Origin of the sequence: Candidatus Amarobacter glycogenicus (assembly GCF_016704105.1) — a bacterium.
GTDB classification, from domain to species: Bacteria; Chloroflexota; Dehalococcoidia; order Tepidiformales; family Tepidiformaceae; genus Amarobacter; species Amarobacter glycogenicus.
In genome coordinates, this window is the sequence record NZ_JADJAT010000004.1 from 38,407 (window position 1) to 50,643 (window position 12,237).

At 65.0% G+C, this 12,237-nt stretch carries 14 protein-coding genes; 9 read left to right on the plus strand and 5 right to left on the minus strand.

The window, feature by feature from the left end; genetic code table 11:
* Positions 1-13 precede the first annotated feature (13 nt).
* The 3 genes from IPG14_RS07490 (at position 14) to IPG14_RS07500 (ending at position 1,237) form a co-directional block, all read left to right on the plus strand.
* Positions 14-220 (plus strand): hypothetical protein, encoded by a 207-nt coding sequence (locus IPG14_RS07490; protein ID WP_343389065.1) that lies wholly within the window; start codon positions 14-16, stop codon positions 218-220.
* 79 nt (positions 221-299) lie between these two features.
* Positions 300-959 (plus strand): NADH-quinone oxidoreductase subunit B family protein, encoded by a 660-nt coding sequence (locus tag IPG14_RS07495; protein WP_343389064.1) that lies wholly within the window; start codon positions 300-302, stop codon positions 957-959.
* Positions 960-1,030: 71 nt separating this feature from the next.
* Positions 1,031-1,237, plus strand: coding sequence for a hypothetical protein (locus IPG14_RS07500; RefSeq protein WP_343389063.1), 207 nt, complete (start codon positions 1,031-1,033; stop codon positions 1,235-1,237).
* Positions 1,238-1,337: 100 nt separating this feature from the next.
* On the opposite strand, the gene IPG14_RS07505 is transcribed toward IPG14_RS07500, so the two are convergent.
* Positions 1,338-1,793, minus strand: coding sequence for a hypothetical protein (locus IPG14_RS07505; RefSeq protein WP_343389062.1), 456 nt, complete (start codon positions 1,791-1,793; stop codon positions 1,338-1,340).
* Positions 1,794-1,933: 140 nt separating this feature from the next.
* On the opposite strand from IPG14_RS07505, the gene IPG14_RS07510 reads away from it, so the two are divergent.
* Genes IPG14_RS07510 through IPG14_RS07520 form a run of 3 tightly spaced genes read left to right on the plus strand, consistent with a single transcriptional unit; the run spans position 1,934 to position 4,700 of the window.
* A complete protein-coding gene (locus IPG14_RS07510) occupies positions 1,934-3,106 on the plus strand; it encodes an acyl-CoA dehydrogenase family protein (RefSeq protein WP_343391389.1) in 1,173 nt (390 codons plus the stop codon).
* 41 nt (positions 3,107-3,147) lie between these two features.
* Complete coding sequence (locus tag IPG14_RS07515) at positions 3,148-3,912, plus strand: hypothetical protein (RefSeq protein WP_343391390.1); 765 nt, start codon at positions 3,148-3,150, stop codon at positions 3,910-3,912.
* A gap of 8 nt (positions 3,913-3,920) precedes the next feature.
* Positions 3,921-4,700, plus strand: a complete 780-nt coding sequence (locus IPG14_RS07520) for a hypothetical protein (protein ID WP_343391391.1) — start codon at positions 3,921-3,923, stop codon at positions 4,698-4,700.
* A gap of 7 nt (positions 4,701-4,707) precedes the next feature.
* On the opposite strand, the gene IPG14_RS07525 is transcribed toward IPG14_RS07520, so the two are convergent.
* Positions 4,708-5,454: a methyltransferase domain-containing protein gene (locus IPG14_RS07525; protein ID WP_343391392.1), complete on the minus strand. Its 747-nt coding sequence runs from the start codon at positions 5,452-5,454 to the stop codon at positions 4,708-4,710.
* A 48-nt stretch (positions 5,455-5,502) separates the two neighbouring features.
* On the minus strand, positions 5,503-6,063 hold the full coding sequence (locus IPG14_RS07530; protein WP_343391393.1) for a flavin reductase family protein: 561 nt from the start codon (positions 6,061-6,063) through the stop codon (positions 5,503-5,505).
* 158 nt (positions 6,064-6,221) lie between these two features.
* On the opposite strand from IPG14_RS07530, the gene IPG14_RS07535 reads away from it, so the two are divergent.
* The 3 genes from IPG14_RS07535 to IPG14_RS07545 are packed head-to-tail and all read left to right on the plus strand — an operon-like array spanning position 6,222 to position 9,111.
* Positions 6,222-7,241, plus strand: coding sequence for an ABC transporter substrate-binding protein (locus IPG14_RS07535; protein ID WP_343391394.1), 1,020 nt, complete (start codon positions 6,222-6,224; stop codon positions 7,239-7,241).
* A 26-nt stretch (positions 7,242-7,267) separates the two neighbouring features.
* Positions 7,268-8,299 (plus strand): iron ABC transporter permease, encoded by a 1,032-nt coding sequence (locus IPG14_RS07540; RefSeq protein ID WP_343391395.1) that lies wholly within the window; start codon positions 7,268-7,270, stop codon positions 8,297-8,299.
* Complete coding sequence (locus tag IPG14_RS07545) at positions 8,296-9,111, plus strand: ABC transporter ATP-binding protein (protein WP_343391396.1); 816 nt, start codon at positions 8,296-8,298, stop codon at positions 9,109-9,111. Before IPG14_RS07540 ends, IPG14_RS07545 begins: the two co-directional genes overlap by 4 nt.
* A 43-nt stretch (positions 9,112-9,154) precedes the next feature.
* On the opposite strand, the gene IPG14_RS07550 is transcribed toward IPG14_RS07545, so the two are convergent.
* Both IPG14_RS07550 and IPG14_RS07555 read right to left on the minus strand, forming a co-directional pair.
* Positions 9,155-10,447, minus strand: coding sequence for a polysaccharide biosynthesis C-terminal domain-containing protein (locus IPG14_RS07550; protein WP_343391397.1), 1,293 nt, complete (start codon positions 10,445-10,447; stop codon positions 9,155-9,157).
* 99 nt (positions 10,448-10,546) lie between these two features.
* Positions 10,547-12,139, minus strand: coding sequence for a hypothetical protein (locus IPG14_RS07555; RefSeq protein ID WP_343389052.1), 1,593 nt, complete (start codon positions 12,137-12,139; stop codon positions 10,547-10,549).
* Positions 12,140-12,237 lie beyond the last annotated feature (98 nt).

Consider the following 12,237-nt stretch of genomic DNA (forward strand, 5'->3'; position numbering starts at 1 on the left):
GGAGGGTGTTGGGATGTATCAGTTACCGAAGTGCCGCAAGTGCGGTGACGGCGACCTGGTCCCGTTCAGCGATTTCGGCAGCCAGGGCGCCCCAATCCATTACAAGGCCTGGGTCTGCACCAACCCCGATTGCGGTTACAACATCAAGATCCGCAACGGCGAACTCTACATCGATGAGCCCATCAACGACGGCCAGGTCCACTACAGCAACCGCCGCTGACGGCGTCGCCGGAAGGCCGTCCAGTCCCATCCGGGACAGTGGCTTTTCGCCCCAGACATTGTGATAGAATCCGCAAGCAATGCCACAGGCCAACAAGGTTTACGCGCCGCTTCCCCTCATCGACACGAGCGTTGAGGAAGAACTCCAGCAGAACATCCTCGTCACGAGCGTCGATCAGCTCCTCAACTGGGCTCGTCGTTCTTCGCTCTGGCCGTGCATGTTCGGGCTGGCCTGTTGCGCCATGGAGATGATTGCAACCGCCACCCCGCGGTACGACATCGCCCGCTTCGGCGCCGAAATCTTCCGCGCCTCTCCCCGCCAGGCCGACCTCCTGCTCGTGCCCGGGACGGTCACCTGGAAGATGGCTCCCGCTGTCCGCCGCATCTGGCTCCAGATGCCCGAACCGAAGTGGGCTCTCGCCATGGGCGGCTGCGCCATCATGGGCGGGCCCTTCGCCTATGCCTACAGCGTCACCCCCGGCGTCAACACGCTCGTCCCCGTCGATGTTTACGTGCCCGGTTGCCCGCCGCGTCCCGAATCGCTCCTTACCGGCCTCATGCTCCTTCAGGACAAGATCAAGAAGGACACCATCGGCAAGGAATGGGTCCGCCGCGATGTCGAGCCCCAGTTCCAGCGCTATCTTCCGGACGGCGATCCCATCCGCAAAGAGCTCGAATCCCTGTGGCCCCCCTACATCGACTACGGCAAGCCGCTCACTGGCGACATCTTCTCGAAGTAGCCGCACCGCCATCTCGAATCCCCCGGACGGGCGCAGGTGTCGCCTGCTTCCGCAACAAGAAGGACTCGCACATGCCTGCCAGCTGGACCGACGTCGAAGCCCTCGTAAAGCATCTCTTTGAAGCGGGCCTACAGCCCGACCGCCAGGAGCTGGTCGATCTCGCCTTCGCCGAAGACGCCAACGACGACGTCATCGATGCCCTCGACTCGCTCAACGGTAAGCCCGTCCCTTCGCTCGAGTCCCTCAAGCAGCAACTGGAAGCCAACAAGCAGATCTAAGGGTCCACGCTCTCCGATCCTCGCGGCACGACTCGACGGTAACCTCACCGGTCTTGCGGGAAGCTCCGTGAAACTCGGCCCACCGCGAGCCAGGCTCCTCTCAGTCCAGTTGTGTGCGGCTCACATGCGCGCTGATTTCGTCATACACCCGCCACATCACCTTGTCCCGGTCGAGCGGCAGCATCGGCTCTGGGACGTGTGAACCCGTGAATGCGTGGATGATTTCAACGTGGTCATCGATGACGTAGTCCGGGAAGATCGTGATCCCGAGTTCTTCCATTCGTGCGTGGTGGTTGTGCAGTGGCTTCCAGAAGCAGTCGGCGACGTGTTCGTGCAGGTCGAACCGCTGCACCACTTCCCAGCGAGGCCCCATGCCGCTCCACAGGTAGATCGTGTGCCCGTCCTCGCGCAGCCGCGTGAAGACCTCGTGCACCCCCGGCCGCAACTTCACATCCCACGTGATGATGGTGTTGTCCACGTCGAAGAAGATGTTCACGAGTCGCTCGCCCCTGCCTGCTGAGGATGGACCGGCACTGTCCGCGCGCCGTTTCCCCATCGTACCCCCTCCTTCGCGGGTGCGCCGCCTGTGCGGGAGTACCACCGGTGCCCACTCGATCGGGGCGACACTCGCCGGACCCCTGCGGTAAGCTCCTCTCCGGATATCCCGGACGTTTGCCCGGTTTGGGGTCAGGATCGATGGAATTCAAGTTCACTGAGGAACATAACGCACTTCGAGCAGAGGTCCGCGCCTTCCTCGCTGATGCCCTCCCCGATGAGCGAGGCGCCGGCCCCGTCCGCCCCACCAGCCAGGAGAACTGGCCCGAACAGATGGACTTCATGAAGAAGCTTGCGAAGAAGGGCTGGGTCGCCCCCGCGTGGCCGAAGGAGTACGGCGGCCTCGCCTGGAGCCACATCAAGCAGATGGTCTTCAGCGAAGAGATCTCCTACGCCGGCGCGCCCGATGGCGGGCGCGTCTTCAACGTCGGCATGATCGGCCCCACCCTCATCGTCCACGGCAGCCCCGAACAGAAGGCTGAACACCTCCCCCGGATCACCGAGGCTGATGTCACCTGGTGCCAGGGCTATAGCGAGCCGGGCGCCGGCAGCGACCTCGCCGCCCTCCAGACCCGCGCAGTCCGCGATGGCGATGACTACGTCGTCAACGGTCAGAAGATCTGGACGACAGGGGCGCACCATGCCGACTGGTGCTTCCTTCTGGTCCGCAGCGACCCGGATGCCCCCAAGCACAAGGGCATCTCCTTCCTCCTCGTCGACATGAAGTCGCCCGGAATCCAGGTCCGGCCGATCGTGAACATGGCTGGCTACCACGAGTTCAACGAAGTCTTCTTCGAAGACGTCCGCATCCCGGTCCGCAATCGCGTGGGCGAAGAGAACAATGGCTGGTACGTCGCCATGACCCTTCTTGATTTCGAGCGCTCGAACGTCGCCTCCATCGCCGCGAACCAGCGCCAGCTCGAGATGCTCATCAGCGACATGAAAGCGCGCAGGCCGGGCGGCGCCTACCGGGATATCCTCCGCCATCGCCTGGCCGAACTCTGGCTTTCGAACGAGACGGGCCGCCTCCTCAGCTACCGCACCGCATGGATGCAGGAAGCCGGGCGTATCGCCAACTACGAGGCCTCTGTAATCAAGGTCTTCGCGACCGAACTCGGCGCGAAGATCACGAACTTCGGCGTCAATCAGCTTGGCCCCGCCGGTTACCTGGAGCCCGAGTCTAAGCACGCCGTGTTCGATGGCAATATGGAAAAGGGCCACCTCGTCAACGTGTCACCGCAGATCTATTCGGGCTCCAGCGAGATCCAGAGGAACATCATCGCCACGCGCGGCCTCGGGCTACCGAGAGACTGAGCCTCACCGGGCACTCGCGCCCGACTGCTATGATCCCGGCGATGGCCACCGACTACTTCATCGAAGCCCTGGACCGCTACCGGGTCACAAGAGCTGCCGAACTCGGCTGCGCCCCCGAGCACTTCGACGACCACTCGCTCGTCATCGTCGAACGGCCCGCCGGCGCGCATGAGCCGCTTGCCCTGATCGCGGTCACCTTCGGGACGGGCACGGTCGTCTCCGTCGTCCCCCAATATCTGGACTGGGTGAAGGCGCACGCGCCGGCGATGCACTACCGCGTGATGTTCCCTCCCACGCTCCTCGCCCCATTGGTCGAGGAAGCGAAGAGCCGCGGCGAGTCCCTTGCCTATCGCAGCCCGAACCTGAGCTTCCTCCCCGGCTCGGACCCGGTAGCCATCAGCGTCCCGCCCGGATTCGCTGGCCGCCGCGTCGATAGGGGCTTCCATGACCTCCATGTGGATTCCAACGAGTTCGACAACGCCCTCGGCGAGGCCGGGCACGAGTACGTCGCCTCGATCTGGAAGTTCGGCTTTGTGCTCTTCGCTGGCGACTCCCCGGCTGCCGTCGCCGGCGCATACGACGATGGCCAGGGGATGCTCGAGATCGGCGTCGATGTAGCTCGCCCCTACCGCGGGCTCGGACTCGCTCCGGTGGTCGTGACGAACCTCGCCCGGCTCATCGCCGATGAAGGCTCCGTCGCAACCTACTACTGCGGCCCCACCAACATCCGTTCGCATCGCAACGCGCTCACCTGCGGCTTCGTGCCTGTCGCCTCCGCGGTCCGCGTCGCCGCCCCCGGGATGTGATCCGCACTGTGACAACGAAGCTCTTCCGCGAGTCCGCAGAGGCGTTCAAGCGCGCCCTCGCCGCCGAAATGGGCTGCGCACCGGAGGACTACCAGTCCCACGGCCTCGCGATCGTTGGGCGCCCGACAGCGTCGCGCGAGCCGCACCTTGCCCTCGCCACTACCTGCGGTGCCGGCTCGGTCCTCTCCGTCCGTGACCCGCGCCTCGGCGATTGGGCGCGCCAGCAGCAGCTCAACGCGAATCAGCGCGTCTTTCTCCCGTCGTTCCTCGAAGACCTCGCCGCTTATGCTCGCGAGCTCGGCCATGAAGGCGCGAAGGCCCACAGCGCATCGGGCGGGACAGTCCTCGCGGCGGACCTGCCCGTCCGAGAATTGCCCCCGGGGTTCGCCCTTCGCGAGCTTTCCCTCTCCGAGCAAGAACAGTTGCGCGTGGGAGGTGAGTTCGACAACGCCCTCGGCGAACCCGAAGAGCGCCGCCGCATCGCAGCCTCCCGAATCGCCTTCGCCGTCGTCGATTCCACCGGTGCGCCCGTCGCGGTCACGGGCATTTGGGATCAGTACCCCGGCGTGGATGAACTGGGACTCGACGTCCTCCGGACGTTTCGCGGAAACGGCTTCGCTGCGGTCCTGACGATCCATGCAACTCGCTGGATTCGCTCCCAGGGGCGCCTCCCCATCTATACCTACGGCTTCACCAACGTGCGTTCCATGAACAACGCGCTCTCCTGCGGGTACCGGCCGCTCTGGTTCATCGCTCCGGTCTATGTCCCATCAGATATGACGCGGTAACCGGTGATCAGCGCAATACCACCAGGTCGAGAAGGTCGATCACTGGCCCTTCGGCCTCGCCGCCCAGGATGGCTGTATCCAGGCGTGCCAGTCCCGCTGCGAATGCCTCATCCGTGATGCCTCGCAGCGTGGTGTCGGCCCGCAGCGCCACCCGTGTACGGAACTCGCGCAGGCTTTGGACGCTTACCTGTACCACCGGCTCGACGCGTTCCAGTCTGAAGCCGGCCGCCCCGAAGTCCTGTTCCACCTGCTCGATGCTTGGGAACGTTTCCACCACTTTCGCGGCCTCGGGGAAGAAGCGGAACAGGCTGACTCCTCCAGTTCTCCCGGGAAACGCGCTTCGGATCAGTACCGGGGCTCCGGGCGTGAGCACCCGCCGGATCTCGGCGGCAGCAGCCGGCAGGTTCGGAATGTGGTGGATGACCGTCGAAATCCAGGCGGCCCCGGCGCTCAGGTCCGCCAGCGGCAGATGTTGGGCATCGCCGTGGAGGTAGGTGACCCGCGCGTCCGATGTGTTCGCCACTGCCTCAGCACGCATGGCAGCCGAGGGCTCCACCCCCACAACCTGGACGCCGAACCAACTCGGGAACAGAGCGGCGAACTGCCCGGCGCCACTCCCAACGTCGACCACCGGTAATGCCAGGCCCCCGAGATACGGCCGGACTGCCTCGCGCCAGCCCGCGAGGCCCCCTTCCGTCAGTCCGCGGGCCTGCGCGTAGTCCCCGGCAATCTTCGCGTAGTCGATCCGCGCCACGGCACGGAGTCTACTCACTCCGCAGGCCACACCGCGACGGCCGGGCCGCTACCCCCCGTACTCCCACCCGAGGTCGCGCTCGATGAGCATCTCGCCGGGGCGTATGCGTTCGCCATCGATGCAGCGGCCAACGACGATCGTGTGGTCGCCTGCCGGGTGGAACGCTTCCGCGGTGCAAGCGATCCAGCCGAGCGCGCGGTCAAGTACCGGACATCCGTTCCCGTGCAGCCCGTAGGGAATTCCTGCCAGCTTGTTAATCACTTGCGCCGCGGCTTCCTCAGAACGGCCACGCACCTTTTTCGCTTCCGAGGGCATCACCACTTTCCTCGCGATGTCGATGCCGTCCTTCTCGTGCAACAGGTTCACCGTAAAAGCCCCGGTCTCCCGGATGAACCGTAACGTCCGCGCGTCGTTTTCAATCGAGACTGCCACCAGGCGCGGCTTGAACGAAACCTGCATCACCCAGTCAGCGAGCATCGCGTTCATCGTGCCGTCGCTGGCCCGGGAGCCGATGACATGCACTCCGTAGCTCAGCGCGAGGAGCGCTTTCTCGACGCCCTCCAGTTCGAGCGGAGACCCGGGAAGGTGCGGGAGTTCGGGATGGGTCATGGCGCGGCTCCTTGGGCGAATGCCTGCGGCTATCTTCGCACGCTCCATCTTCGGTAGCCGAGGCGAGCTTGTCCGCAGTCGACGTGACGCAAGGCGAAGCGCTGCTATACTGCAAAAATCTACCTGGTTCACATGTACTAAGGATGGTTGTGGTAAGAATGATAAGTTTCAACGGCCGATTTATCCGTCTCGTCGCTCTGCCCCTCGCAGCCCTGTCCGTCGCCGCTTTCGCAACTGCCTGCGGCGGGGATGACGATGACGGAGACACTGAGCCCACTCAGGCTGATGCCAGCGCTTCCGCCACCGTTTCCTCCAGCCCTCCAGTCGCGGCCGCGGCCTATCCAGTCAAGGTGAAAGACCTCCTCGGCCGCGAAGTCGAGATCAAGTCAAAGCCGGTGACCATTGTCGCAGTCAGCCCAACAGCCGTGGAACTGGTTTACGCCGCTGGCGGGAAGGTCGTCGGTCGCACAACCACGGCGACTTTCCCCGAAGCCGCGAAGTCGGCCAAAGAAATCGGGACCGCCTACCAGCCGAACCTCGAACAGATCCTCGCCCTCAAGCCGGATCTCGTCGTCGCGGACTCTTCCATCCATGCCCAGCCCGCGCTGCGACAACCGCTCGAACAGTTGCCGGTCCCGGTCATCTTCGCCGGCGCCGAAAGCTACCAGCAGGTGCTCGATGCCTTGAAGCTCATGGGCCAGGTGTTCGATAGCAAGACGACGACTGACAGGGTCATCGCCGATATCGAAAAGGCGAAGGATGACGCAAAGAAGGCCATCGCCGGGAAGAAGGTGACCGCACTCGCCCTCATCGCCGACCGCGACAATACGTTCTATGCCGCCAAGACCACCAGCTACGCCGGCGACATCCTCGCCCAGCTGGGCATCGAAAACCCGGCCGCCAGCCAGGCGGACTCCGGCCCCTTCCCGGGCTATACCACCCTCTCGGCCGAGAAGCTCGTCCAGTTCAACCCGGACTACATCTTCGCCATAACCGCTGCCCCGGAACCGGCGCCACGGCTTGCCACACTGATCCCGGCCATCCCGCCGTTCAAGGCACTGAAGGCCGTCACCTCGAACCACGTCATCGACGCAAAGGTCGACTACTTCGTCCAGGCCCCCGGCCCGCGCATCATCGAAGCGTTCAAGGCCGTAGCCGCGGCCGTAAGCGCCCCGTAGCAGAAGGGCCCGATACGATGACCGGCATGGCAGCCGAGTCTCCAAAGCAAGGGAGCGCGCTCGAAAGGCGCGTTCCCGCCCGCCTCGCTGGCTCCACCGTTGTCCTCCTGATGTGCGTCACCGGGCTGCTTGCGGTGTCCCTGCTCTCGATGAAACTGGGCGCCGTCCACCTCAGCTGGAACGAAGTCTGGAGCGGGCTGACATCCGATTCGGAGCCGCTCGCTCGGAACATCGTCTGGCAGATCCGGTTCCCACGGCTTGTCGATGCGATGCTCGTCGGCGCCGCCCTCGCCGTCTCCGGCGCGCTGCTCCAGGGGGTCACCCGCAACCCCCTCGCCGACCCAACCATCCTCGGCGTCACCGCGGCCGCCGGCCTCGCAAGTGCCACCGTCATCGTCATCGACCCGCGTGTGCCGCAGTGGGCAATAGCTGCCGCCTGTGCAGCCGGTGGTCTCATCGGGGCCGGCGTGCTTTTTGTGATCGCCTATCGTGGCGCGGTCTCGCCGGTGCGGCTGGCCCTCGCCGGTGTGGCCCTCTCCGCTTTCTTTGGGGCCGCCATCGTTGGCCTGCTGGCGAGTTCCCGCACATTTCTCCAGACCAGCCTGGGTTTCCTCGCCGGCGGGCTCTACGGGTCCGAGTGGCGCGACTTCCGGGCGATGCTTCCCTACCTCGTGCCGGGATTCGCTGCCGCGATCTTGCTCTCCGGCCGGCTCAACATTCTCGCCCTCGGAGATGACGTCGCGGCTGGCCTGGGTGTAGTCACCGATAGGACCCGGCTTGCGATCCTCGCCGTCGTCGGCGTCCTCACGGCCATGGCCGTTGCGACAGCGGGGATGGTCAGTTTCGTCGGGCTGGTCTGTCCCCATCTCGCCCGCTACACCGTCGGCAGCGACAACCGCGCGCTGATTCCGGTTTCCGCGCTCTACGGCGCGCTCCTCGTGAGCATCGCCGACCTGATCGCCAGGCTCGTCATCAGCCCCAGCGAAGTCCCCATGGGCATCATCACGGCCGGCGTTGGTGCCCCCTTCCTGCTCTACCTCGTGAGATTCCGGGAGTGAGGCTCTCCATCCAGGGCCTCTCTCTCGGCTATGGCCGCCTCACCGCCGTCGACGACGTCTCGCTCGATATCGAATCCGGCGACATGGTCTCGATAGTCGGCCCCAATGGCAGCGGTAAAAGCACTCTCCTCCGCGGGATCGGCCGCCTCCAGCGCCCTACCCGCGGTCGCGTGCTTCTGGGCGAAACCGACATCCGCTCGCTTGGTGCGCGCCAGGTTGCCCGCCAACTCGCCGTCCTCCCCCAGTCGCCCGATGGCGGAGCCGACCTGACCGTCCGCGAACTGGTCTATCGCGGCCGCTTTCCCCACCAGGGCATCTTGCAGCGCCTCACTCGCACCGATTTCGAGGCGGTCGATTGGGCCATGAAAGCCGCCGATGTCGAACTCCTCGCCGCCCGCACGCTTGCCCACCTCTCCGGCGGGGAGCGCCAGCGCGCCTGGATTGCCATGGCGCTCGCCCAGCAGCCCCGGGTCCTCCTCCTGGATGAGCCGACAAGCTTCCTCGACATCGCTCATCAGGTGGAAGTGATGGAGCTGCTCCAGCGTCTCAATCACGACGGCATAACGGTGGTTGCCGTGCTCCATGACCTCGCCCTGGCAGCGCGCTATACGCGGCGCGTCATCGCCATGCGCGAAGGCCGCGTCGCCTTCGATGGAGCGCCCGCCGAAGTCATGGAACCGGTCGGGCTGGCGAAAGTGTTCGGGATCGCCATGACCGTGCTGACTGACCCTGAGAGCGGCCTGCCGATTCCTATCCCACGCTCGAAGGCTTCGCTGACTCCGCGCGACGCTATCTCCACGGACCGCCCGTAAAGCACGGTCCCAATGCCGCGGAACCTTTCGCTCCCGGCCAGGCTCACGGAGCGAGACGCGCCCGCACTCGGCCAAACAACACCCGGTAGTCGTCCACATCAGCCCGGCCGAAGCGGAACACTTGCTGTAGCGAGATGCGTTCCGCCCGCACGAAGACAACCAGTGCCACGAGGATAGCCACGCTCTTTGCGAGCGTACTTGCGAGCGCGGCGCCGTTGATACCGAACTTCGGGATGAGCACCACGGCGAGCACGAGGTCCAGGCAGAGACCCGCCCCCGCGACGGCAGCCGAGACCCAGGGCATGCCCCGCTGCCACGTGTAGTAGCCGGAGTAGGACTGAGCAAGGCTGTACATCAGCACGCCCGGGAGCACGAGGCGCAGCGCAGAGGCCATCCCTTCGTACTCCGAAAACAGGACCCGTTGGATAACGTCTGCGCCGGCGAACAGCACCGTGCAGATGCCGGCCAGCAGGATGACCGTGTGCCGCATCACCCGCGTCGTCAGCGCTACCGCCTCCTCCCGGCTGCTGCTTCCCAGGCGGGCGTACGTCGCCAGCGCCAGCGAACCGCTCACCTGCCACACCGATTCGGCGAGGTAGACCGCGAGCGAGTAAGTCCCCACGCTCGCCCGCCCTTCCCAGTGGTCTACGAGTACGACGTCGGCGCGGTAGTTCAGGTACGAGATCCCGCTTGCAGCTCCAGCGACAACTGCGAAGCCGATGATCTGTCTCGCGACGGGCGCATGCAGGGACAGCCCGCGCAGGTACGTCCGTCCGGCAGTCACCAACAACAAGACGATTGCGAGCCACTGCCCCAGCGCGTACATCTCCAGCGCGATGGCGGGTGAGGGCTTGTCCATGCCGAAGAACGCGAAAGTGATTAGTCCGAGTGAGAAGAGTGGCGGCGCCACCAGAGCCATGTTGTAGCGGACAAATGCCTCTCGCCCCAGGAACGTCCCTGCGACGACGCTACTCACGATCACCGCTGCGCACGAGAGACCGACCGCAATCGCTTCGCGATGGGCTTCGCCGGCGTAGAGCGTGCTCGCCCCGAACCCCGCGATCACCGCGGTTGCTCCCAGCGCCAGCCCAAGCACACCACCGTTCGCCAGGGCCATCCCCGGAGGTCGCCGGTGCGACGAGATCTGGACGCCGGTCGCCGCCGTAAGTCCGCCTGTGGCCGCGTTGACGATGCCCACGACCGTGAGCCCGAGGACGAACGTCCCATAGCCGTCCTTGTCGAGCTGGTGCGAGCAGAGAAAGATCAGCGCGAGCGCGACGAGCAGGTTCATTCCGCGGAAGATGAACGCAACGATGCCGCCAAGTGCGATCGACATGAAGCCATCCTATCGTGAATAACCGGAAGGGCTACCGCCCCGCACACGAAAAAGGGCTCCCCGTGCGGGGAGCCCTTCGTCGGTCTGGAAGCCTTTGGCCTAGTTGCTAAAGGCGTTGTAGAGGCCGTCGTTGTCGCCGGCGTTCAGGTCGTTCGTCGCATCCGCGATGGCGATGATCGGCACGTCGCTCGTAATCGTCATGCCGCCCCAGAAGCAGGCAGGCGGCGAAGCGCCAATGCCGCTATCCGTCGTCAGCCCCTGGTAGAAGATGAACGAGCCCGTGATCGTCTTGCTCGCCGTGTACGTCCCGGCTGCGTTACAGCCCGGCGCCGAGTTCGACGTGTCATTGATCGCGGTCAAGGTGAGGGTCGCCGTCCCGCCGCTCGCCACCGTTACGCTGACCCACGTGTTGTATCCGCCGGCCCCACCCGAGGCGTACGCCCGGCGGAAGATGAGCGGGAACTTCGCGCTTGTCGTCGCGCGGTCGGTCGGCACTCCGTTCACCGCCGTGTAAAGGTCTTCATCGACGAAGCTGCCCGCCGAAGTCATCTTCGAGCGGAACAGCACAGCCGCCAGCGGCTGGTCAGAAGTGATCTTCGCCGCCCCGACGAAGCCTTCCGGGATTCCACCGGCTGCTTCGTAAACGCTGTGGCTGGCGGTACCGTTCGCCGGGATGCTCAGCGGCACCGCGTAGGTCCCGGTGTTGCCCGTGTAGGTAACCGTTGCAGTCGCAGCCGTCGCGTTGGCGTTCGAAAGGAGGATCTGGGTGTAGTAGCCATCGAGTTTGATGGCCAGCGGGATCGAGATCGTTGTGCCAACGTCGTCGGTCGTGTCCCCGGCCCCGCCGACGATGAAGCCATCGTACGAAGCCAGCTTGCGAAGCCCACCGGAGAGGTAGGCGTCGACACCGACCGTCACGCTGGAAGTTGAGGTCGTGATCGTGGCCGCCATGATTGAGTTGGCGGTGCTGCCCGGCATCGGGATGGCGCCGTCGATGGCGGTCGGCGCGAAGCTAATCTGGCCGCCAACCGGGATCTTGTATCCGCCGCCAGCGCATGCTGCGCTGCCCGACCCTGCATCGGTGACCGGGGACTTTACGCCGCCGGGGAAGGTGTAAAGGATCGTCACGCACGCTTCAGCCGCCCCCGTGTTCGCGATCGCGAAACGAGTGTTATAGGTTGCGTCGAGGGCGTTCGCGACGTACGGCAAAGTCACTTTCGTGCCGCCGGTGGGATAGGCGTTGTGGATCGAGTAGGACTTCGCGAATGTGCTGCTCGACTCGATGTCGCGCACCAGCAGCGCATTGATCGGCTGGTCGCTGCTGATGACGCCGACGCCGCGGAAGCCGGGCGTCAGGCCCGTGTTCAGCGCCTGGGCGAAGACGCGCGTGCCTCCGGGAGGCACGTTCGGGAAGACCACGGTAGCCGAAGGGATCTGCACGCCTTGCGGGGTGTAGATGTCCATCACAATGGTTGCGGGGGCGCTGCCATTGTTCTGGGCGATCGAGCTCGTGTTTTCCTTGCTGTTGGGGAGCAGCGCGGGGAGGACGGCAACGTGGTCGAAGCCGCGTCCTGGTGCCAGCTCCTGCCGGTTGCCCGGAATGCTGCCCGCACTCGCGGACGCTACCGGGATAAGGGTCAGGGCGCCGAGCACTGTTGCAAGCGCCAGTCGCCGGATACGAATTCGCTCCATGATGTTTCTCCTCATCACTCGGCAGTGTAGGAACCGCGTAGAAGTAGGGTCAACGAGTACCGCCCTCAAGCTCCAAGTCCCATGTAAACGGTGTGTAA

Bases quoted from the DNA above. Each gene is read 5' to 3' on its own strand.
- IPG14_RS07490 (WP_343389065.1), top strand. From the start codon at position 14: ATGTATCAGTTACCGAAGTGCCGCAAGTGCGGTGACGGCGACCTGGTC.
- IPG14_RS07495 (WP_343389064.1), top strand. From the start codon at position 300: ATGCCACAGGCCAACAAGGTTTACGCGCCGCTTCCCCTCATCGACACG.
- IPG14_RS07500 (WP_343389063.1), top strand. From the start codon at position 1,031: ATGCCTGCCAGCTGGACCGACGTCGAAGCCCTCGTAAAGCATCTCTTT.
- IPG14_RS07505 (WP_343389062.1), bottom strand. From the start codon at position 1,793: ATGGGGAAACGGCGCGCGGACAGTGCCGGTCCATCCTCAGCAGGCAGG.
- IPG14_RS07510 (WP_343391389.1), top strand. From the start codon at position 1,934: ATGGAATTCAAGTTCACTGAGGAACATAACGCACTTCGAGCAGAGGTC.
- IPG14_RS07515 (WP_343391390.1), top strand. From the start codon at position 3,148: ATGGCCACCGACTACTTCATCGAAGCCCTGGACCGCTACCGGGTCACA.
- IPG14_RS07530 (WP_343391393.1), bottom strand. From the start codon at position 6,063: ATGACCCATCCCGAACTCCCGCACCTTCCCGGGTCTCCGCTCGAACTG.
- IPG14_RS07535 (WP_343391394.1), top strand. From the start codon at position 6,222: ATGATAAGTTTCAACGGCCGATTTATCCGTCTCGTCGCTCTGCCCCTC.
- IPG14_RS07540 (WP_343391395.1), top strand. From the start codon at position 7,268: ATGGCAGCCGAGTCTCCAAAGCAAGGGAGCGCGCTCGAAAGGCGCGTT.
- IPG14_RS07550 (WP_343391397.1), bottom strand. From the start codon at position 10,447: ATGTCGATCGCACTTGGCGGCATCGTTGCGTTCATCTTCCGCGGAATG.
- IPG14_RS07555 (WP_343389052.1), bottom strand. From the start codon at position 12,139: ATGGAGCGAATTCGTATCCGGCGACTGGCGCTTGCAACAGTGCTCGGC.